The sequence below is a fragment of the Vreelandella salicampi genome (genome assembly GCF_013415105.1).
GTDB classification, from domain to species: Bacteria; Pseudomonadota; Gammaproteobacteria; order Pseudomonadales; family Halomonadaceae; genus Vreelandella; species Vreelandella salicampi.
Window position 1 is genome coordinate 20861 of the sequence record NZ_JACCDF010000014.1, and the last position, 22314, is coordinate 43174.

Below are 22314 nucleotides of genomic sequence, written 5' to 3' on the forward strand. Positions count from 1 at the left end.
CAGCCACGCTGTGCAATTTTTTTAACTTAAGCCTCGATCATGAAGTCTTGAATGGCCGCGTAGACCTCTCTCGGGTGTGACATGTGCAGGCAGTGGCCGACAGCCTCAATGACGCGGAGCGTGCTTTGCGGCATGGTTTCGTGCATGTATTCCCCTACATGCTCGGGGGCCAAGGCATCGAAACGACTCTGGATGATGAGGCTCTGATGCCTGTTCAAGGGCAGCAGATTGCGGCAGTCGGCAAAAAAAGTAGCCTCAGCAAAGGCCTTGGCGGCCTTGGGGTCGATGGCGCAGAAGCTTGTCGAAAGTTCTTGGGATAAGGTGGAATTAATGTCCTCACCTGCCACCATGGGGGCTAACTTATTGGCAAACCCCATATAACTCATATCCATGAGATCGATGAGATCCTGAATGTCTTCTTGATCAAAGCCGCCGAAGTAGTCCGGCGGGCTATTCAAAAAGCGCGGTGTAGGGCAGATAAAAATCAGGCGGTCGAACAGATCAGGTCTTGCCTGGCTTGCTATCAGGCTGATGTTGCTGCTCACCGAGTGCCCCACCATGTTGATGTTCTTAAGCTCTAGAGCATCGATGATCTCAATGACATCCTGAGCATAGCCATCGACGCTGGCATAGCGATCTGCATCGAAGGCCGTGATATCGGAGCCACCCGAACCCACATAGTCAAACAGCAACAAACGGTAGTCACTGGCAAGCCTAGGCGCAAGAAAGCGCCACATTTGCTGGTCGCAGCCGAAGCCGTGCGCCAGCATGAGTGTCTTCGAGCCCTCGCCAATAATCGTTACATTGTTGCGCTTGATGATCTCACTTGCGTTCATCTGGCTCTCCTTGTCACACTTCCTGCTTTCACGCAAAGGCCGGACGAAGAAAAAAACGCGATAGTAGGCTACGCTGCTAGTCAATTGCCTTTGCGACGTCGCTTGTCTTTACAATGGCGCCTCTGTCGCAGCATGATAAATATCAGCATCAATACACTAAACTTAGCAGTACTAAACCCCAATTGACCAGGAGCTTTTATGACGATTACCAATTCGGCAACTGCCCAATGGAAAGGCGGCCTAAAAGATGGTGGCGGCAGCTTATCTACCGCCAGTGGTACCCTAAATGATGTCGCCTACGATTTTCGTAAGCGCTTTGAAGGTGCTCAAGGCACCAATCCAGAGGAGTTAATCGGGGCCGCTCACGCAGGCTGCTTCTCCATGGCGTTTTCGTCGGAGTTAGAAAAAGCCGGCCATAAGGCGAGCAGCATCGACACCGAAGCTACCGTAACGCTGGACCCGGAGACGCTCTCCGTGACCGCAGTGCATCTGATCACCCGCGGCAACGTGCCAGGTGCCGATAACGCCGCATTCGAAAAAGCGGCCAATGATGCCAAGCAAAATTGCCCGATCTCAAAACTCTTGAATGCCGAGATCACGCTGGAAGCCGTTCTAGAAAACTGATCGCAACCGTAACGTGAACGTTACTTTAGGCCGCCTTCGGGCGGCCTTTTGCTTTCACCGCCTAACCAACCAGCCGCCCTTCTGGCGTTTGGTCAGGTACTGAAGCTCCTCGGCGGCGCGGGCGGTGCTGATGCGCTTTGACACCATGTCGCGATAGATTTGATCGGCCTTACGCCGGCGGCGCACGGCGTCACCCACGTCGAGAAACTTCTCCACCCAGCTTACGAGCGTCATCCAGAACCCGCCCGAGGATTCGCTGAGTGACGGGCCCTCTTCCTCTTCCTCGGGCCTGTTTTTGTCCTCGAGATTGGCGGCGATCAAGCGCAACTCCGCCTGGAAGCTCTCGCTCTGGGCCACCGGCAGCTCCCGCGCACGGCTCAGCAGCTCCTGCATGTACTCCGCCGAGAGCAGCCCGTACTCCTGGAAACTCGCCAAGAACTGCAAGCCCCGGGTGGCCTCGCCGCGATTGCCGTTCAGGATCATCTCGCCGGCGGCGTGAATTTTGTCCCAGGCCTGCCAACGGTAGACCCAATCAAGCCCCGGGCCCTTGATGTTCTGCATGCCGAGGATGCGGTTGGTGTAGCCGGGCGGGGTTTGATCGCAAATCAGGTTGACCAGCTGCTCACCAGTGACGAAGGGTGAGCGCACGATCTCGATACGCGAGCGGAACCAAGTCCAGAGCAACTCGCGCGCCTGCTCATCGAGTGAATCGGACGGTGTTGGGTGCTTGGCTATACGACCATCGAGTTCACAAAATGCCTGCCACTCCCGATAGTAAGCCTGATGCTGGGCAAGCATCGTCTCGAGATGGCGGGAAAGCGATGCCTTCCCCGGGTTGCCTTCTTGGGTGAGCGTTTTTAGATACTCTCTGGGGTCGGCGAGGTGTTTCAACAGCGCCTGGGGGTCATGTTCGACTCCCAGCCCCTCGAGCATGGCCGCAAGCCTGCCGAGCACCGCCTCTTCGGTAACACAAATTCGCATCTGGCGGGCCAGGCGATGCCACTCCACCGAGGGGTCGGGGTTCTCCTGGGAGCGCGGCCAGAGCGTGGTTTCTTCGCGGCGCACCGCCCAGGACTCCTCGATATAGCCCATCAGGCCCTCGAGGTTGGTGCCGATGAGAAAGTGACGATCGGCGCTGATGTCGTTGACCAAGATGTCGGCGAATACCCTTGAACGCGCCACCCGATCAGCACGGTTATTGATCACCGTCGAGATCCAGACGCCGGGTTCGGCTTCCGGGTCCTGCTTGTCGAAGCCCAGCCGGTTCCAGTTGCCCAGCGCCCCCAGGCGCTCGTTGGCGGACATGCCGTTGGTGAACTGCAGCCAGCGTCCTCGTGCATGGGCCAGCGGATAGACCTTGAGCACGCCGAGATCAAGAACCACGTGATCGGCCATGGCCTTGAGCGCGAACAGATGGGGAATATCGAACTCGTCGGCCATGCGCAGCACCAGGGCGATATTGGTGGGGTGCTCTTCATAAGGAAAGCGCGACAGCGTATCGCCGGGCAGCAGTTCTGACTCAATCCAACTGACGCTATGGCACTCGGTGCCGAGTTTTTGCGAGGCCTGCTGCAGGATCGGCAGCATTTCCGCTTCGCTAGTGATCAGCGTCGAGTTCTTGGGGATGAACTCGGTCATCACAATGGGGATATTGATGCCCGCGGGGCCCTGGATATCCTCATGGTCGGGGTAGGTATTGGTGATGGTGGAGATGTCGTCGCGCATCCACTGCTTCTGGAGGATACGCACGTAGGAGGGCGTGAGCCCCATGCACTCCCAGAGAAACACATCCGCGTCGAGCTTTTTGGACAGCTTCACCAGATCCGCCTGCTCCCAGATCGTGGCCTTATCGTAGGGCCGAAACAGGAACATCTCCTGGAGATCGCGGTGGCTGTAGCCGTGCAAAAACATCGCCTCACAGCCGGTGGTCTTCGAAATCACATGAAAGCCCATGCCATTAAAAAGTGCGGCCTTGAGACGTTCGGTGCCCGACTTGCCCCGGGTGCCCCAGCCACCGATCACAAGCGGCAGCTTGTTGCGAGCACGACGGGTGGTCAGGTTGACATAGACATGCCGCCCGACGAACAGCGCCAGCATACCGGCCAGAAAGAAGCTCAGCTGGCGCAGCGTGTTCTGATAAACCGACACAAAGTAGCCAGTGTAATCCTGCCACCAACCCACCAGCAATGGCGGAAAGGCAAGTGCGGGAAAGAAGCGCCGCACCGCCGGATCTTCGGGTAGCGGCTTGGCATCGGGATCGGTATGGGTGCGAAAGCCGACCGTGAAGCCCAGCGACTGAAGTGCGGTCATGTAGCCATTCGCTGCCCCACCGCTGTCGGCCTCCCAGTTGCGTAGCCTGGCGTAATGGGCAAAGCGGAAGGTGAGCTTGAGTCGCGCGCGCAGCCGGGCGACAAGCCCGCCAGGCGGGGTAATTTCGGTAACGCCTTCGCTGGTGTAGAGCTTCATCGGCCGGGTCGGCCAGGATTGGTCGAGGCTGGAGATTACCTGATCCACCAGCGGCAGGTAGGGCCGCCAGCCATCCTCGTCGCTCATGTGCAGGGGTTCACCAGGCACCTTGGTGGGGCTGAGCTCCGACATCCGTGCCGAGGGGACCTGAAAGAGGCCGTAGTAGACCCGCCCGATGGTGTGATGGCCCGCCTGGCGTTTGTCCGGCGAAGAGTGCATCAGCTCGTACCAGGCCCGCCAGAGCCGAAAGCGAAAGCGCTCCCAGCGCCGAAACGCAAGCTTTCCTGATGCGCGACTGGCATCCAGGCCAAAATCATCCTGAGTGAGCGCGCTGAGTACGCGACCCAAGCGATCATCGTCCGCCTGCTCAGACACCTTAAGACGCAGCTGCTTGCGTACCGGCGACTTTTTGAGCCGAGTGCGAAGCTGCTCGTGCAAATCACGCGCCTCGGGGTCCGCCATGCACCACAGCGTTTCCCGCGCCTGGGCCGCCCAGCGCCTTACGCGTAGATCGTCTGCCTGAGTATGCAGTCTGGTGAGAAGCGTAAAACCGGTTTCCGCCCACCTTTCAAGCGCTGCTTCCTCTTCCTTCTCGAGCAAGACGGCGGCGATGGCCGGCATGAGGTGGCAATAGAGCCGCAGAGTGATGGGCAGATGTTCATGGCGAGCGCCGCGCTCGGCAAGCTCGCGGCTGAAATCAACAAAAGAAGCGTCGCTCTCGACCAGCCGAATCAAGGCGTGGATGGCATAACCGCGCACTTCTCTAGCGCTGTCCTCCAGGGCAAGCGTCGACAGGTGCTGCTCGAGCGACGTCGGGCGCCGCTTGATCAGAAGGTCTATCAGCGCCTGGCGCACCGTAGGGCTCGGGTCATTCATGGCCGTTTCGAGCAGGGTCTCGAATCTCGCGTCATCGCTGTGATCACCCAGCACCTGCACCGCATGCTGGCGCACGAAGAAGTCGTCGCCCTCGACAACGCGAGTCAGGCGGCGCGCGATGATATCCACCACCGCGGGATAACCCATCACGCTCAGAAGCGACAACGCCTCGGTCTGGAGCCATACCGGCTGGCGGGGATCCATGGCCAGGCGGTAGCTATAGGTCAGGGTACTATCGCCCAGATAGCGTCCCCGACCTTCCGGCGGTAGGTCACGGGCAACGCGCGCCAGGCCATGAAAAGCGGCGAGGCGAACGCGCAGATCCCCCTCGTAAGCAAGCAGCTCACCGATCCCGCCCTCAAGATCAAGCTTTCGCCAGCGCTGAATGCCCTCTTCCGGCGTCACGCTCTCCGCGCCCATGTAGCGTGCGCCCAGCACCCCCAGCCGCTCCAGGCTGAAGCTTAGGTGGCGTTCGCAATCGGCGAACTGCTTCTGGTAGCGTTCGCTGACCGCATCGGGTCCGAACCAGCGCCCGAAGGCTTGGCGATCTCCCATGAGCTGGCGCCGCCCCGCGCCCAGGGTGCGGGCATAATCGAGTACGTGTCCGCGAATCTCATCTTCCGAGCGGGCGCTGGCGAGGCGCGCCGTGAACTCATGGTGGTTGGCATGCAGCCTAGCGATGTCACGGCGCTGCACCTCGATCCAGTCCAGCAGCGTATCAAGCAGCACCCGGTAGCGGGCATCCGCGTCATCCTTCGGCAGGCGACGCCCGCTCTTATGCAAAAAGGCCAGGATGGCGGCAATCTGGCGCCGGCTCACCCGCTGCCAAGGCGCGGAGAGACCTTCGGTCAACACATCTTCAAGTGGCACATTGGCGTTACGCTTCATGGGTAAACCGGATCCAGACGGTTGGTGTCAACACGCGCTCGCTGCTGGGCACGACGCAGCGGCAGAAAGTCGAGTTCATCTGGGCGCCTGGCCGGGCTCAGGCGGCCCTCGTTGGCTTCAAAGCCGATTCTCAGTCGGAAGCCTAGGTCGCTACGGTCAATATCGTAGTCGCCCTCCGCGCGCAGGGTCAGGGCATTGGCACCGCTGTCAAAGCGCAACAGATTGGCGCCCACAAAGACCCGCTTATGATCGAGGCTATCACCCCGGTCATCGTCTTTGAAATAACGCCGCCAACGCACACCCACCTCTCCGGCAACGGAACCGAAAAGCTGTCTGGCCGCTGTGGAGACTTCCCCATAATCAGGGTCAAAGGGGTTGAGGGATTCATTGCTCACCAGCGCCCCCTCGAGATAGACCCGCTGATCCAGATGGGGCGACCAAGTGAGGCGGTCGGAAAGCACCAGACTTCGCTGGTGATCGTCCTTGTAGGGCGAGTACACATCGGGGTCTATGTCGGATAAGTCGGCCAGGGGCACCGAATCCAAGCTCAACCAGCGCTGGTTCAAGGTCATACTCGGCTCGTGCTGAAGCCGCGGCGTCAGGCGGTAGGTCCTCTCGATACTTCCCTGCAGCCGCGCCGACCAGTGATTGTCACCATCGATGCCATCCACCCGGCCGGGCTGAAGATAGGCTTCGCCGAAGAAGCCGAACCGCCAGTCACTTTCGTCGGGGTAGAAATCCACCCACTGCCTGGCACCCACTATTTCGTGGCTGCTCTCAAGCTGGCGCATAAGCAGATCGCTGCGACTAAAAAGCCGTCTATCGGGCTGACGAAAACGGTAGCTAACGCCGGCCTCGACCGCGCTTGTTCCTTGGATCGGCGCTACATCGTCTTCGGTACCGTCGATGCGCTCCACTAAGCTCAGGTAGCCGCCCCAACTCTCCAGTCCGGCACCGGGCGAGTGATGATCCTCCAGCTTCCAGGCGACCGGCGCCGCCGGTTCCGTCGGCGGCGAGGGTCCCCGAGCGGGAACGGCAAGGCTTGCCTTGATCACGCCCGGCTCAAGCGGCAACTCGGCCTCGGGCGACGGGCGCAACGCATGCAGCCGAAAGTAGCGATCCTCGTCGCCTCTCGCCTCGAAGGTCAGGGTCTGCCAGCCCGGCGCCACGAAACGATAGGATGTCGAGCCGTTGCGCGGCGGCCACTCATCCACCCGCACCCAGGCAGGGCCTTTGACGTAGAAACTCGCCGGCAGGCCGGGGGCGGCAATGTGGTAGGTGCGCGTTTCATCTTCCAGCAGCGGCTCCCCGCTCCCAGTACGGGCAAGCCGGGCAGTAACGAACTGCTGCTGTCGGGGGTCTTCAAGCCACAGCCGCAGGGCGTGCTCTCCCGGCTCCAGCCTAATCCGCTCAATGGTCTCTCTTTCCGAGAGAAGTACCCGCTGCGGAGCCTGCTCATCAAGCTGAATCATCACCGCCGCAGGAATACGCGCTTCGTGGGGCAAAACCCGCTGAGCGAGGCGTAATTCAACCGTTAAGGGCTCGGGCGTGAAAAGCTCCACGCCTTCTGTGCCTCTGCCACTCAAGAGCATCGCGTCTACAGACAATTCCGGCATCAAGGCCTGACGCACGCGCCTAAAAGGCGAATGCATCGATTCTTCCAAAGGCAGCTGGCGTACCCCAGCACTCTCAAAGCTGCTGCTGATGCGCTCCCAGCGATACCCTTGAAGCAGCCTATCGGCCAGTTGGCGAATGGCCGGCTTCTCGGAATGCACCTCGGCCAACTGCGCCAGGCGTGCACTTACCGAATCTCTTGATTCAGGGTTCTGCTCAAGCTGCCAGAGCAGTGCCACAGCGAGGGCATGGGCCTTTTCAGGCGATTCGGGCACACCGGTACTCGTCACGATGTTATCGACCTGAACGGCATGGCTCCCTGTCGGCCAGCTTTCCGCTCCGCCACTCCCTTCTTGAACATCAGTCTGATCAGGAAAGTCGAGGGCCTCAAGCGTACTTTTGAGGCTGACTGCATCCAGGTAAGCAAGCTCGCGGCTATAAAGCTGCGCCGACGGCCTAACCGCCAGCGGCTCAAGCTCACCGTCGCGCACCTGAAAGTAGTCGGGCACCGGGGAGGAAAGGAAATTTTCCCTTCCAGGAGACGCGTGCAGCAGGTCCTTCAAGGCCAGGGGCGTCACCGGCGGCAATACCGCCCAAGGGTGGACCGGCTGCCACTGCCACATCTGGGTCAGGTATTCGTGTTGTTGAGGCCTAACACGGACACGGTGAAGGCCGGGGGGCACCGCCACCAAGGTGTCATCGCCGGTGGCCGTGGCGGTGCCTTGATGGATGGCCTGGAGATAAGGGTTTTCCGCGCGACTGAGAATCGGCGCTTTGAGCGTGGTCGTCTTGCCCGCGACATCGACAAGCTCCGCGGAAAGCCAGTCAAGCTCTCCCGCTTCACGGGTATCCGGCGCGACCTGCCGCAGCTGCACACGCAACACGGCTGGCCCTACCACCTCAACTTCTACCGGTGCATCGCGGCTTGCGTGTGGCAACGCAAGGGGCTTTTGCGTGACTTCGCTGAACAGGGTCGAGAAGCCGCGAGCGCGCTCGAGGCGGCTATCCAGCGAGACCCAGTCGAAGGTTTGCTCTGACGACAACGACCAGTCAAGCCAGCGCTCTACCCCTGCCAGGCGCTGCGCTCGGTTCGGGCTTTCAAGGGCACGAGCGATGGATTCACCCGCGCGCATTCGCTCTCTCCGGGCGCGGCCTATCTCCCCCGCTTTTTGCCAATGCTTCATGGTCTGAGCGGTATCGCCCTCACGGGCGGCGAGATCGCCCCGACGCAGCGCCTGCTTTAAAGCGGCTTGTTCGACGCTGTCCGCGCTCGCTTGCCAGCCCGCCGACTCGGCCGCCTCCGGCAGCCAGTTAGGGGTGGCCCCTTCATGGGCGAGCAACCAACCTAGCTGAGTTGCCCAAAGGGCGTCCCCGGCGCGATGCAGCGCCTCACCCAAGGGATCGAGAAGCGCTTTATCGCCTTCGCGCAGAAAACGCGCGGCCAGCAGACGCACCTGTCTGCCCCAGTTCTGGGTCTTGGCGTACTCCGTCAACATATCATCGGTCGCCAGGCGCCTTGTGACGGCATCACGCGCAAATACCGCCGAGGCCAAACGCTGGCGATGGGCCAGATAGTGCTCGCCAAGTTTTTCAAGGGCCTGCTGCGATAGCCGATAAGCCTCCGGGTGTTGCCCGTAGCCAGCTCGACCAAGCGCTTCCAGCACGCCGATCCAGTCCTTGCGCTCTACCTCTGCTCGGGCTTTTTTCAGGCGGTCATTGAGATGGCTAACGGTCGGGTTCGGGCCTTCCGACTTCATGTCATCCAAATAAGCCGCCTGAGCGGCATGAAGGTAGCGCAGCATCGGGTACCACTGATTCTCCAGGGCCTGCTCAGGCGTCGGGTCGAGGGGAAGTGGCCTTGATGCCGGGTTCGGTGCCGTTTCAAGCGCTCGGTGCAGGCGGGCAACCCCGCCGCTGGGCGCCTGCTCCAGCAGTGCACGGTAAGCACTCTCGCCAGCATCAAAGGGCTGACTTGCCCGGTACTGAAGCGCGACGGAAAGCGGCGCGTCACTCCAGACACGCACCGCATCAATATCAGCCGGCAGGGGGAGCTCGACGCTGGCCGCCGGCCAGTAGTGGCCAGGCTCCCGGTTTGCAGTAAAGTCACCGCCCAGAGTGGGGTGCACCAATGCCTGCCCCGGCGCTTTTCGCTGTGAAAGAACAGCATCCTCAGGCGTGGGGAGTGAAGCGCCCTTGGCAGGCTCCGAGAGCCTAAGCCGCTGAGCCGGTGCATCGTCGTACTGCACCCAAAGCTCGGCATCTTGGGGCGCCAACCGCGCCACGGAAAGGCGCAGCCGGGAAGGCCCGGCCCGCTCAGGCAAGGGGTAACGCAACGGTTCCTGGTTCAACTCGACAAAAAGGCCACGACCCAGCCGTTCAAGCACGCCCTCCCCCAGGTAGTAATGCTCATCAATCTCAAGGTTCAGCGGGCTGGTGGTGGCAAACCAGGCCATGTTCATGGCAAGGGGCGCACTCGCCGCATGAACGCCAGCATCGGGGAAGAGGTTACGAAAGAAGCGTTGGCCGCGCTCGATCTCACCGGCAAGGGCTTGGCTCGCCGTCTGGGGCCGGGCGCCAGGGAACAGGGATGCCTCCTGTGCAAGAGGGCTTTGTTCAAGAAAGCCCAGGGCAATGTCGGCGGCACCCTCGAGGTGATTCGACTGGCTAAGTGTCTCCACTTCTTCCAGTGTTCTGCCATCGGCGCGCAGGGGCTGCGCGATAAGCCCTTGAGTAAGCTCGGACGTCGTCGGCTCGGGCTCGTTGAAATCGAGAAAGTAGTCCGCCTCAGCCTGTTCAACGCGGACAAAAAGTGGCAACGAGGCCTTGAGTGCCAGTCGGTGCTCTCCCTCAGGAATCGCCATATAGCGGCGGTCCATGCCGCCGTGAAACCGGGAGGCGCCTGCCTCTTGGTAGAGGGTGCTCAATTGAGTACGCTCAACGCTGAGACGCCGCCAGGACCCTTCATTCAGGCGCCAGCTCAAGGCGTACTGCTGCTGTTCTGCAACGTCGGCCGGCCGGCTGGCCACGGCGAGTACCCGGGGGCCTTCCAACTCCAGCGCGATCACGTCATCCTGTTCCAGGCGCTGAACATCACGCCGCTCGCCATCATCATCAATATGCTGGACGTGCTCAAACGCTTGCGTCGCGTGGGTTTCCTGATAGGTATCTGGCGCATCCACGGGGTCGAGTTCGGCGACGAAAAGCCGGCCATGAATCGCCGACTCAGCCTCCAGGCGTACCAATAGAGGCGATGGCTTGACCTTCACATGAAGCCACTCACCACCCTCACTGCTGGGCGTCCAAGGCGCCTGCCACCAGAGCTCACCGTCGCGGGAGAGCCATAGCAGCGGCGGTGTCTGGTCGTCATCCAATTGCAGACGCAGATGGCCTTGCGCGGCAAGTGAAAAGGTCGCCGTTTCGCCGGCATCGAGACTCACTCGGCTATCTCTTGTGTGATCCAGCCGCTTGGCTTGCTCCCATATCAGTCGTGGTGCCTGATGGGCGCGCTCGCGCTCGGCCAGCGGATCCGACGTGTAAGGATACACATCGGGCTGATTTTCACCGGCCGCACTCAAGGGCAGCGCAGCGGCCACGATCACCGCAAGCCATCTCATGGGGCAGTCTCCGTCACGCACTGGATGAGGGTATGTCGGGCATCCGCGTCCCTGATCAGACGTTTGCGCAGATCGGCGTCAAGCTCCAGATGCACAAAGCCATCGAAGTTGCGACGGCGCAAGTCGGCAGCCAACGTATTGGTGGTGGCGCCGAGTTCACGAACATCCCTGGGATAAAGCAGTGCGCGGATGTCGAGTCGGTCGGACAAACACGCGGTCAGTTGCACTAGCGACTTAGGCGGATAACTCGTGCCGTCGCTTAAGATGGCTTGAGCCTCACGCCCGGCGCGGCTATCACGCTTGGCACGGCTGTAACCGTGCAGCTGGAGTATCCGCCCTTCTGGATGTATATCGGCAAAGGCGCGGCTCAGGGCGTGAAGGTAGCTATCGGCAATGTGCACTAGGTCAGTGTCATCGCTTTCATAGCGATGGGTCGTGTTCCATGCCGCGGCCAGGGCATCACTTTCCAGAAAGAGCTGGCGCGCGAGCGTGCCGGTACGCAGGTCGAAATACTGATGCGGCGCCTGGATCAGCAACGGTGAGCCGCCCTCCATACGCGCAGCGAAGAGCCCCCGCCCTCGGCGCGCGTCTTTCTTTTCGGTCAAGGCAACGGTTTCCGACTGCGACAGGGCAACCGCCTCATAGCCCAGGGCCTTAAAGTTGCGCCCTCCTTCGCGGCGGTCATCCTTAGCGAGCCACTGCCGGAAGCCCTCCTGGGCTTGGAGGATGCTGTTCGCGGGGGGCACAACGTACTCTGCGCTGCGCGCCTCCTCAAGCAGTGTCTCAAGGCTCGCCTTGGCAGAGGCCAGCGTCAGCGTGCCGGGCACCACCAGCGTTGCCGCCGCCATGAGCAAGGTTTTTTTCATTACATTGACTCTTTTCATTCACCCTCCTCGCGAAAACTGCGCGTTCGCTCGTGCTCGCCCGGCAGCACTTCGTGGAAAACGATATAGCCCGGCGCTCCGCTCTGCAGCGAAAACTCCACCGTCACAGGACCATCGGGAAGATCACTGCCCAAATCGATCAGGATCGGCTGGCCATGGGCGAGCCGCTCGCGCTGCTGGTCGAGCACATAGCCGACCCCGGCCTCCTCGGCGGTGGGCGTCACCTGATAGAGCCGCTCAAGATGCGTCCACTCCTGCGTCGGCCCTGGGTTCAGCGCCTCAGGAGTGATGCGCACCCGCACCGTGCTCGCCTCGCCGGCGTCGCCAAGCGAGTAAAAACGCGCGCCAACCAGCTGGCCATCTTCACGTTTATCGACAGGATAGCGCAGCGTTTCCTCTTGAAGCCGGAAGGCCATGCGGCGCAGGTAACCCGACTCATCCGGGTAGCGGTAGTTCATCAGCCAGGTACCCGAGGTGCTGGCATCAAGTACCACCTCATGCTGGCCCGGCGAGAGCGGCGGCAAGCCTACCTCACCGCGCCTGCCAATCAGCTCGTGGCGGACCGTCCTGCCGTCGATGCGCAGCGTTAAGCGGAAGGGAGCAGACGCTTCGCGCAGATAAACAAGCTGCGGCGAAAGGCTTCGCGTTACCCCGGGCGCGGCGATTTCCACGCGCTGACTGCCCTGCTCCAGGGGCTGGAAGTAAGCCGGGAGCCCTCTCGGGCGCAGGCGCTCCTCCCCGCGCAGAGGCACCAGGATACGGGCACCGCGTGCGGCTAACTGAGGATCGAGGGCCGCCCACTGATAGCGCCCGGCGAGAAGCTCCGGGTCACGTTCAGGTGGGCGCGACTGAACGTGCAGCACTTGACTTGTCTCCGGCGCCGGCGCCGGCTCTTTCGATGGTGCTACGTTGGTTGCCGGCGATTGCGTCTTGGGCGGCTGCAAAATAAACCAGCTCGGCTGGCCCGCCTCGTCGCCTCGCCAAGCGTAGTAGTCCACCGGTACGCGCGTGCGGTGCGGCAGGTTGTCGGGCCGGGTATAGGCGTTGGCGAGCAGTGGCTGCTGGCTTGAGACCTCAAGACGAACGGCCTCGGGCGGCAGGCGCAAATAGAAGCTTGCCGGGTCGGAAAGATCCGCCACGGGCTGGGTGTCTGCCACCCGGTCGATCATCGAGGGCACGACATCGGCCTCAAGCCTTCCTCGATCGACAACTCCGCCTTGCGCTTCCAGCAGCCGGTACTCGGCCTGGATATTCTTTTCAGTCGGCAGGGGTTCACCACCGCCGTGGGCGCGAAGATCCAGGCGCAGAGACGTACCCACTTCCTCCCCGGGCAGCAATTGAAATACCGCGGCAAGCCCCGGCTGCACAGCCCAAGCGCGCAGAAAGCGTGGCTCGGGCAGCGCGCTCTGCTCGGGCTCCTCGACCGGCCAGATATCGAGCATACCCGGCTGATTCGGCGTGACCACCAGGAGCCCCGGCGAGAGAACTTGCTCGCTTGAGAGCGGCTCGCCTGAAAGGGTCACCCGCTCCTCACGCGGCGCCTCGAACTGCTCGGTGACATGGCGCAGCGAGAGTTCGGGTTCCAGGCCTTCATCGAAAAGGGGCGTGAATTGGAGGCGGTATCGCCCTTCTGTCTCAATGGGCAGCAAGCCGCGGCGATCCGGCCCGGCATACAGCCCTGGCGAGCGGGGCATCAGGCTCGGGTCGATGTAAGCGTCGGCGCCCTGGATGCTGAACAGTATACCTTGGGCAGGGTTGGTGCCGAGTGGGCCCACCGGCTGCCACTGGCGCTCCAGCAGGTTCAAGCGCTCCTGGCGCGTCAGCAGCTCCGGCGGGTAGATAGCCCCCTGTGACAGCCGCTCCTTCTGGGCTTGGCTCAGCCGCTCCCAGGCAACCGAGGCTTGCCGCTCGCTCATGCGCTCCTCGTAGTAAACGCGCACGGCGACGTTCTCGAGCGGCGGTACAAGCGGCTTCAGACGCAAGCGAACATAGGCCGTCTGAGGCAGCGCATCCAGCTGTACGTTGAAGGATTGACCGGCGGCCACGGCAAGCGCTTTGTCAGTGTAGAGGTTGCGCGGCACCGGCACGCCGTCCTTGATAAGCGGCTGAGGTAGGCGAGTCTCCTGGGTATAGCTTCCCTCATGCAGGGGGTCGCGATTGCCGTCCAAGAGCTCGTATTCAAGGACGTAGCGCAGCGGAACGTCCTTTTCAGCCTCGGGATTTGCCCCGGCGTGGGTGAGCACGCGTAGTCGCGGGGCTTGGCTGATGATGGGAAAGGTTAGCCACTCCTGCTCGGGCAAGAAGTAGACCGTTGAGGAGCGCGCGTGCAGGTCAAGCTGCTGGATCACGGCGGGCGCCGGCGGCGGCACCTGAAACAGCGAACGCAGAGGCTGGTAGAGAAACGCTGCCACGATAACGAACAGCAGTAATAGCAGCAGGCGGCCGAGGATTCTCATTGCTCGCCTCCCGCGCGCAGTAGAAAGGCCCGCTGGTCAATGAAGTCCTCGACTTCCCCGGCCCGTGGTGTATTTGGCGACAGTTCAGTGACCGCCTCACTTAGAGGGTTCAGATTGGCGATGGCCAGAATGGAGCGGGCGTCATCGGCTTTCGTTACTAGCAAAAAGGCCTGGCGGGAATCGGGATCCAGCACACGGGCAAGGCGATACCCACGGTGCTGGAGTATGCGCAGCGCCACGATATTGGCAGTCGCCACGTAATGCTCGAGAAGCGACGCCACGCTTTCTGGCAGCGGCGCTTTTGACAGGCCATACCGCTCGACCTGCTCAGTAAGAGGGGCATCGAGCGTGTCGATTTCCAGGGCCTGAAACTGCAGCTGCTGCTGACGATCATCAGCGGGCAACGCGAAGGCGCGCCGAACCGAAGGCGCAATCCAGACAGTGGCAAAATCCGTATTGCGGGCAGCGGCCAGATAGCGCGTCTGAGCACTGCTGCCCACTTCATAACCGGCGGTCGACTCGTCACCGAGCACTTCCTCGGGGGCAAGGCCCATGTTTTCCAGTGACCGGCGCAGCCGCTCGCGCAGCGGCAGTGGCGCGGCGTCCGGACGCAAGCCATCCGCGAACGCCAAAAGGCTCTGCGCTTGGATGTCCTCTCGCTCTCCCATGCCCCTCACTTGGGTGACGAGCAGCGGCGCGCCCTCCGCTTCACGCACGAAAACCTGATGCATCAGATTGAACACGCTGCGCTGATTGCGCGGGTTCAGCACGTCAGAATTCCCCGCCGGGTCGAGGAAGGGGTGGCTACCCGCGATCAGCAGCGCGCCCGCTTCGAGGGTTTGAAATAGCTGGGTGCCGGCCTCCAGTGTATTGCGTTCAAAGCGTGGGCGCGGCACCTGGACAAGCTGGGACGCCGCCCCGTTGGTGGCGATCACCACGGTGCCCCAGGGCTGAGTAGGCGTGGCGTCCCGGGTGTTTTCTAGGATCAGGTAGCGGTGGCCGCGGGAGCGATCATGAAAGCGGGTGATGCGATAGCCAAGCCCTCGGGCCAAGTCATTGAGGTAGCGAAGCTCACTCAACGCGTCTTCGGTCCATCCGCTCTGAGCGGCGCTGATGGCAAGCTCAAGAAGTGGGCTCAGCACTTCGAGATCGAGAAACAGCAGTTCATCGAGGCTGGGTGGCCGAAAAACACCGCCACCCGCCTCGCGGATCAGCGCGGTTCTTTCCAGCAGGTAATCGCTTAACGCCCCTTCATGGCTTGCTAGAGGGGGCGATGCCTCCTCTTGACGGTGGCTGCGGGCAAGGAGCGGTCGCAACGCATCGGGATTGAGGTAGAGCTCGGCAAAGCCCGAGCGTGTGCGCTCGCGCTGCACATTGGGAATATCGGGCGCCTCCCAGCGCAGGGTCAACCCACCCAGAAGCCGTTCAAGCGACTGCAGTTTTAGATCCTCGGGCAAGGCCTGTTTCACCCGCAGTTGGCTTGGCAAGGCAAGCAGACTCGATGTCTTGGGCGCACGCCCACCCAGCAGCTCACGGGCGGCGCTGCGGGTAATCAAGCGCACCTGCAGGGCATTGCGAGGGCCGAACGTCTGATGAAATTGATGAAAGAAGCTGCCGGGGTTGCGCGTCACGTCGATACTGCCGGCGGTGCTTTCGCGCAGGCGCACGCTGCTCACGGCAAGGGCCGCAGCCTGTTGATCACGAAAAAGCGAAAGTCCCGCTTCGGTGATGCCGCGCTCATCGATGGCCGCGGGTACCTCGACCACCAGCCGGCTTTCCGGGCGGGTATCGATAATAAAGGTGCCCCAGCCCCTCGGCGCGCCCACCTCGCTCAGAACCAGGTAGCGCTCCTCGACCCGGGAAATGGCGTAATCGAGTTCACTTAGCCCCCGCTGGGCCTGCTCGAGCTGGTCGTTATCGCCTTCCGTCTGGTAGCGCTTGAGCGCTAACAGTGCCGCCTGAAAGCGGGCGAGCTCAACGCCGCTGGGTTGCGGCAGGTTTTCCCGCCCGACCACACCGTAGTCCACCACCCGCTGGCGCAACAGCACATCGTCGAGCGTTGCCTGGGTTTCCGGTGGCGCCACCAGCGCCTGGGTATCGGCGCCCTCCTCGATCAACCGCGCGGGAATGAAGCTCAGGGCAAAGCCCACGAAACTTGCTACCACCACGGCCGTGAGCGACGTCTGCAGGGTGGCGCGGGTGACGCGAATGCCGATGTCCTTGTCGTGAATCTTGAGCGCGAGCAGCGTCGAGATGAGATAGCCAAAGGCGAAGAAGTCGGTGACCTTGACCCAGGGCGCGAAAAACTGAAAGCCGTAACCCAGCAGGAGCTTGTAGACAAAACCGACGCTGAAGAAAAAGAACAGCTTGCGCGCCCCGGAGAGGTTGATGTTGCCGAAAAAGGGCAGCTTGAGCAGCAGATGCACCGCGGTCAAGATCACCGCCACCTCGGCGAAGGTGAGCAAGAGTTTGGTCGGCTGGTACCACTGCAGCGCCAGCAGCGAGGGGATCAGGATGCCGTTGAATTCCCAGGCATAGTGCAAATTCATGCGCGAGGCGATAAAGGCCGTGGTCAGCAGAATGATATAGGCCTTGGGACTGGCCAGAATCGAGCTTGCCACGTCCTCGTAGAGGTAGTTCAGGTTGGAGACCGAGAAGTTGGTCAGCTCCATCAGGCCGAAACGCACCAGCGCGAAAGTCGCGGCCAGGGTCACCAGCAGCCAGAAGGTGCCGCGCACAATGCCTGGCTTCCAGAAGTTGTTGGCGATCAGCGCGACGATAATCAGGCCGAAGCTGTGCAGATTGTTGGCGTAGTCGAACTCCAGGCCGAAATTCGCATCAAGAAAGGCCCCGAGCCCCGGCAGCCAGTAGGCATCGAAAACCACCCGAACGATGACGCTGGTGAGTACCAGAGCAAAAAAGCGGTCGCGGCCGAAGAAATCGGCCAGGCCCAGATAGCGTGCGCCAAGCAGCGAAAAAGCCTGAACGAGAAGATAAGTGACCATGCCCTCGCCGATGATCACGGCCACGCTCCAGGGCTTGATCAATAACAGCGGCACTAGATAGCCGGGCACCACCAGCCCGGCCAGGCTCCAACCAAAACGCAGGTTGAAGAAAGCCACCACTGCCACGCCCACCCAGACAGTGGTAATGACAGAGCTGGCAAGACTGCCCTCGGGAAAGATGTGGAAAGGCAGCAGATCCCAGTTCATTCTCCCAGAAGCCCCCGCACCAGGGCATCGAGCGCCTGGATATCAAGGGGCTTGTGCGCCACGGCATCGGCGCCGGCGGCCTTGAGTTCCTCTTCAAGCCCCGGACGCACGGTGCCGGTGAGCATGAGAATGGGATTTTCGATCTTCTGCTCGTCTCTGAGCCAGCGCAGCAGGTATTCGCCGTCGAGTTCCGGCATCCACAGATCCAGAATAAAAAGGTCGGACGGTGGCGCATTGATCACCACTTCCATGGCTTTTTTGGCGCTTGGTGCATGTTTCACCTCGAAGCCCGCCCGGCGCAGCACGAAGCCGAGAAGCTGTGCCACGTCGGCATCATCGTCGACGAGTAAAATACGCTTAGTGGTCGTTTGCGTGTTAGTCATCTAATGAAAACCCTGGTAGTCGTATTTCAAAACGTATTCCTTCGCCGATGGCGGTGGTCGCCTTCAGCTCTCCGCCCCATAGAGTCACCTGGTTTGCGGCCTGCTGCAGCCGGTGCATGGCAGGCGTGGTAGCGCGGGCCGAATCGGTCATGGCGGCCTGCAACCGTTCTTCCGGCATACCATAGCCGGTATTCTCAAAAATGAAGGTCGTCCAGAACGTATTGTCTTCGTGCTTTTCTTCGAGGTTCAGGCGTATCACGCCGCCAGGGCTTGCGTCATCGGCGAGCACGGTGACAACGGCGTCCAGGGTGTTCTCGATTTGGGTCACATCCACCCGCACAAAGGCATTGAAGGGGGGCCTTTCGAGTTCGAAGGCGAGCTCACGAGTGGCAAGACGTGGCTCCCAACGCCGGGCCATATCTTCCGCCAGCGCGGTGACGTTGACCGGAAAGTCCGACAGCCGGCTGATGTCCTGGACGGCGTTGAGAATATTCTGGGAGAGGGTCAAGGTATGCGACATCTGCTGCAGCTTACGCTCGACAAGCTCACCGAATGCCACCTTGTCAGTTGTCGCCACATCATCCTGACGCCCCAACTCGGCGGCTAAAAGTGCCGCCTCCAACTGGTTGCGCAACTCAGCGCTGATTTTGTTGCCGAGTTCGTCTTTCAAGCGCTCAAGGCGAACCAGATGGGTGACATCCACCAACTCAAGCAAAAAACCATGGATCCGGAAAGGCGTCACGGTTTGGCTCGACGTCTCCTCCTCGGCGCCCTTTAAAGGCCGTACGTTGAGCGAGAAAGCGCCTTCCACGCCGGGCAAGTTGGCCGCGAACGTCAGGCTCTCGTCGGTCAACACCATGTGCTGGAGATGTTCCCGCGCGGTGGAAAGCGGCATACCGCCGAGGGTCGCGATGGCATCGGCGGCAGTCATGCTGAACACGGAAAGCCCCGAGCGCCGTACCAACGCCTCCATCTTGCGATTGACCTGCATCACCTGGCCAAAGAGGTCGTAGAGTATGGTACTGGTATGGAGCGAGTTGAAGACATTTTCCAAAAGCGCTAGGCGCCGTTCGAACAGCTGCGATACCTCGCTCAGGGAGTCGTATTCGGACTCGACCGAATCGAGACGCATCAGCCGCTTCCACTGACTGGCCTCGCTGCGTTGGCGCGCCTGCCACAGCTGGCGCTGATAGAGAAGCTCGCCGATCTGGCTGCTGAAATCCCGCAGCAGCGTGAGAAAGAGAGGATTATTCTCAAGGGTTTCTTCAGCCATCTCACCGATTAAAAAGCCCAACAGCTGCCCGTTAAACTCAAGCGGCACGATAAATTGCCGGCTGCCTGGTTCAGGATTCCTCAAAAAGGTCTTGGACAGCACGATGGGGCCACCCTCTTCCAGCGCAGTGGAATAGGGAGTCCGCTCGAAGTCGCGTCGGCGCTCGTCGATGTCGTCGATGGAGCAGCGGTAAGCCTTTATCTCACGCAGATGCTTGGCGCTGCCCTGGCGCTCCAGAAGAATGGCCCGATCAAGATTCAAAATCTGCGTGGTAAGCAGGATGATCTGCCCCCAGGGGTCTTGGCTTGAGTTGAAGTCAGAGGGTAGTAAGCGATCATGCAGGCGGCGGCTGCTGGCACGTAAAAGCTTACGCACAGTCGCCGACTCAAGCCGCTGCTCGCGACGGGAGAGCAAATACCAGAGCAGCAAATGAAAGGCGATCAGCTCCGCTACCGGCAAAACGATGCTTAGAAAGTGAAGGCTTAGCCAGCCCGAGATTAGCAAGAGCAGGCCGCCCCCCAACGAAACCCCGAGCGAGCGCTTTACGCCCAGACGAAAATAGAGCAGCACCGAGACACCCAACACGCCAAGGGAGAGCAGCAGGTTCTGCCACCAGGTCGTGCCGCTAAGCGGCTGGCCCCGCAATAGGGTATCCACCGCATAGCCGGCGTATACCAGTCGTGACACATTGGCTTCTTGCGGCAAAGGCGTGAGCAGCGGCGGATTGGTCGGGTCGATGCTGCGCCCCACCAGGACCACGCGACCGCCGACCAGATCCCGCGTGAGATCACCACGCAGCACCCGCTCGGCTTGTATTACCGGCAGGTAATTCATCCCCGGGCGGAAATCGATCAGAAAAGGTTCCTCGGCAACTGCTGTACCCTCTGCCCGGCTCACCACCGCCGCCTCGGTGCTGAGGTAACGCTCGCCGTCGTCGACGAAGCTGGACCGATGCAAGCCCAAGCTATCCAAGGCTTGGGAAGGCGGAAGCGTCAGCACCCGGTTGTCGCCGGATGCCTGAGCGGCCGTCTGGCCAATCACCACGCCTGCCTCACGCAGCCGTTCAAGGTGTGTTTGTGTTAGCTCAGCAGGCTCGTGTAGAAGGCCGATGTTTGCAGGCTCGAATTGCTCAAGTTGCTTAATAAGCTCAAGCCACTCTGTCTGTTGCCGCTGCTCGAAATCGGCCTCCACCAAAAGTACCTGAGGCGTGGGCCTATCCCCTAGGTTGAGGCGATGGAACTGCCAGTGCATCCAGGCATTAGGCAGCTGGAAAACACCCAGGGCACTTGCCAACCAGATGGCCACAAGAGTCATTAGGGCAATCCAAGGGCCAGCAAAACGCCAGCGGTTCAATGGCACCAGAAGCATAGAAGTAACCGGGTTGAGAAGCTGATAGCGCTCACTTGCTATAAACGAGGCTAATAAACTCAAAATATACACTAGTATGAATTTGAGTTTAACTTCATGGTCAACGCTTGTTTACCTATCTCATCATCGCAAAGTCATTTGCATATTGGGTAAACGACAACGCCTGCGTTAGAGTCACATCGATACCGACGCCCTTGAAGCGTGGTCATAACCGATGAGCTGCCAATAGAAAGGGACCTGTGATGCAAACGCCTCGCCTGCCTGCCAATGAAGCTGCACGGCTTTCCAGCCTTGCCGATCATTACATTCTCGATACACCCAGCGAGCCGGTGTTCGATGCCATCACGACCCTGGCGGCGAAGATCTGCGACACTCCTTATGCCTTCATCGCACTGCTCGATTCCCGCCGCCAGTGGTTCAAGTCCACCTACGGCATGGATCTCCAAGAATCCGCTCGCGAGGAGAGCTTTTGCGGCCATACCATCCTTAGCGAAGGCATCATGCAAGTGCCCGACGCCACCCAAGACCCCCGCTTTCACGACAACCCTTACGTTGAAAGCGATTTTCATGCCCGTTTTTATGCTGGCAAGCCCATCCACAGTGCCACCGGAGAGGCCCTAGGCACCCTCTGCGTGATGGACCGCAAACCCCGTGAGCTGGAACCAGAGCAGAAAGAGTCCATCGAAGCCTTGGCCCAGCTAGTCGAAACGCTGCTCAAGACGCGTCGGCAAGAAGCCAAGTTCGCCTGGTTGGGCTCAGTGCTTGACGCTATGTCGGAAGAAGTAGCGCTATTCGACATGGAGAGCCTGCGTTATGTCTACGCCAACGCCAGCGCCTTGGAAGAACTCGATACCGACATGGAAGCCCTCAAAGAAGCCACCCCACTGGACATGATGCCGGAGCTTAACCGGGAAAGCCTTGAGGCACTGCTAAAGCCACTGCGCCAAGGGGAAAAAGAGGTCGTGATCAGTGAGCAGATGCGCCGGCGCAAGGGAGGCATGTTGTATCCGGTGGAGATCCGCCTTCAAATTATCAAGACCGGCGTGCCGGTGTTCGCAAGCGTGGTCCGCGACATCAGCGAGCGCAAAGCAATCGAACGCGCCCAGCGGGAGCTTATCTCCACGGTGAGCCATGAGCTGCGCACGCCCCTGGGCTCTATCGACGGTGCCCTGTCGGTGATCACTTCGGGCATGGCGGGGCCTGTACCGGAGCCGGTGTCCGAGATGGCGACCCTTGCTCAGCGCAATAGCCAGCGGCTGGTAAGACTGGTTACGGAGTTTCTCGACCTCGAAAAGGCGGAGCTAGGCAAAGTCGACTTCACACTAAAGCCGCTTAATCTCGCCGAGTTTCTCAACGAGTCCGTCTCCACTAACCAGGGCTTCGCCCACAAGCACGGTGTAGGCCTTAAGCTGGGTGAAGTACCCCCTGGGTCGGTCTTGGCAGACCCCGACCGCTTGCAGCAGGTGCTAACCAACCTTTTATCCAACGCGATAAAGTTCTCTCCCGCCGGTGAGCATGTCAGAGTCGAGGCCCATCGTCTTGAGGAAAGCGATGACGGTGAAAACCGGGTGCGAATCAGCGTTATTGATCGCGGCCCCGGTATTCCGGAGGCGTTCAGACCCTACCTCTTCGAGAAGTTCAGCCAAGCACAGAATAGCGACAAAAAAAGGCCCGGCACGGGGCTCGGGCTTGCTCTCGTGAAAGCCTATGTAGAAGGCATGCAGGGTCACGTGCATGTCGACTCAAAAATCCACATGGGTACTGCCTTCCACGTGGACTTACAGATGCAGGAAACTCTAGAAAAAGACCGTGCTTAGCCT

The 22314-nt window shown here is 60.8% G+C and carries 10 protein-coding genes; 2 read left to right on the top strand and 8 right to left on the bottom strand.

Translation table 11 applies throughout. The features are described from left to right. Nucleotides 1-26 precede the first annotated feature (26 nt). Nucleotides 27-836, bottom strand: coding sequence for an alpha/beta fold hydrolase (locus HZS81_RS14720; RefSeq protein ID WP_179931272.1), 810 nt, complete (start codon nt 834-836; stop codon nt 27-29). A gap of 198 nt (nt 837-1034) precedes the next feature. On the opposite strand from HZS81_RS14720, the gene HZS81_RS14725 reads away from it, so the two are divergent. Then, nucleotides 1035-1460, top strand: a complete 426-nt coding sequence (locus HZS81_RS14725; protein WP_179931273.1) for an OsmC family protein — start codon at nt 1035-1037, stop codon at nt 1458-1460. 54 nt (nt 1461-1514) lie between these two features. Here the strand turns inward: HZS81_RS14725 and HZS81_RS14730 are convergent, their stop codons facing one another. Genes HZS81_RS14730 through HZS81_RS14760 form a run of 7 tightly spaced genes read right to left on the bottom strand, consistent with a single transcriptional unit; the run spans nt 1515 to nt 20440 of the window. Then, nucleotides 1515-5690, bottom strand: a complete 4176-nt coding sequence (locus HZS81_RS14730; protein WP_179931274.1) for a HEAT repeat domain-containing protein — start codon at nt 5688-5690, stop codon at nt 1515-1517. Further along, nucleotides 5687-10918: a hypothetical protein gene (locus HZS81_RS14735; RefSeq protein WP_179931275.1), complete on the bottom strand. Its 5232-nt coding sequence runs from the start codon at nt 10916-10918 to the stop codon at nt 5687-5689. Before HZS81_RS14735 ends, HZS81_RS14730 begins: the two co-directional genes overlap by 4 nt. Continuing rightward, nucleotides 10915-11802 (bottom strand): hypothetical protein, encoded by an 888-nt coding sequence (locus tag HZS81_RS14740; RefSeq protein ID WP_179931276.1) that lies wholly within the window; start codon nt 11800-11802, stop codon nt 10915-10917. Before HZS81_RS14740 ends, HZS81_RS14735 begins: the two co-directional genes overlap by 4 nt. After that, nucleotides 11799-14258, bottom strand: coding sequence for a hypothetical protein (locus tag HZS81_RS14745; RefSeq protein ID WP_179931277.1), 2460 nt, complete (start codon nt 14256-14258; stop codon nt 11799-11801). Before HZS81_RS14745 ends, HZS81_RS14740 begins: the two co-directional genes overlap by 4 nt. Beyond that, the gene (locus HZS81_RS14750) at nt 14255-17470 is read right to left on the bottom strand and encodes a poly-gamma-glutamate biosynthesis protein PgsC/CapC (RefSeq protein ID WP_179931278.1); all 3216 of its coding nucleotides are present in this window, start codon (nt 17468-17470) and stop codon (nt 14255-14257) included. The genes HZS81_RS14745 and HZS81_RS14750 overlap by 4 nt, the downstream gene beginning before the upstream one ends. Beyond that, nucleotides 17467-17853 carry a response regulator gene (locus HZS81_RS14755; protein WP_179931279.1) on the bottom strand — a complete coding sequence of 129 codons (387 nt, stop codon included), beginning with the start codon at nt 17851-17853 and terminating at the stop codon, nt 17467-17469. Before HZS81_RS14755 ends, HZS81_RS14750 begins: the two co-directional genes overlap by 4 nt. Beyond that, complete coding sequence (locus tag HZS81_RS14760) at nt 17846-20440, bottom strand: hypothetical protein (RefSeq protein ID WP_179931280.1); 2595 nt, start codon at nt 20438-20440, stop codon at nt 17846-17848. The genes HZS81_RS14755 and HZS81_RS14760 overlap by 8 nt, the downstream gene beginning before the upstream one ends. Before the next feature lie 296 nt (nt 20441-20736). Here HZS81_RS14760 and HZS81_RS14765 point away from each other — a divergent pair, with 296 nt between their 5' ends. Continuing rightward, on the top strand, nt 20737-22311 hold the full coding sequence (locus HZS81_RS14765) for a GAF domain-containing sensor histidine kinase (protein ID WP_179931281.1): 1575 nt from the start codon (nt 20737-20739) through the stop codon (nt 22309-22311). Nucleotides 22312-22314 lie beyond the last annotated feature (3 nt).

Excerpts from the sequence above, each read along its gene's own strand:
- HZS81_RS14755 (WP_179931279.1), bottom strand. The coding sequence starts at position 17,853 with ATGACTAACACGCAAACGACCACTAAGCGTATTTTACTCGTCGACGAT.
- HZS81_RS14720 (WP_179931272.1), bottom strand. The coding sequence starts at position 836 with ATGAACGCAAGTGAGATCATCAAGCGCAACAATGTAACGATTATTGGC.
- HZS81_RS14740 (WP_179931276.1), bottom strand. The coding sequence starts at position 11,802 with ATGAAAAGAGTCAATGTAATGAAAAAAACCTTGCTCATGGCGGCGGCA.
- HZS81_RS14730 (WP_179931274.1), bottom strand. The coding sequence starts at position 5,690 with ATGAAGCGTAACGCCAATGTGCCACTTGAAGATGTGTTGACCGAAGGT.
- HZS81_RS14735 (WP_179931275.1), bottom strand. The coding sequence starts at position 10,918 with ATGAGATGGCTTGCGGTGATCGTGGCCGCTGCGCTGCCCTTGAGTGCG.
- HZS81_RS14765 (WP_179931281.1), top strand. The coding sequence starts at position 20,737 with ATGCAAACGCCTCGCCTGCCTGCCAATGAAGCTGCACGGCTTTCCAGC.
- HZS81_RS14745 (WP_179931277.1), bottom strand. The coding sequence starts at position 14,258 with ATGAGAATCCTCGGCCGCCTGCTGCTATTACTGCTGTTCGTTATCGTG.
- HZS81_RS14725 (WP_179931273.1), top strand. The coding sequence starts at position 1,035 with ATGACGATTACCAATTCGGCAACTGCCCAATGGAAAGGCGGCCTAAAA.
- HZS81_RS14760 (WP_179931280.1), bottom strand. The coding sequence starts at position 20,440 with ATGACTCTTGTGGCCATCTGGTTGGCAAGTGCCCTGGGTGTTTTCCAG.
- HZS81_RS14750 (WP_179931278.1), bottom strand. The coding sequence starts at position 17,470 with ATGAACTGGGATCTGCTGCCTTTCCACATCTTTCCCGAGGGCAGTCTT.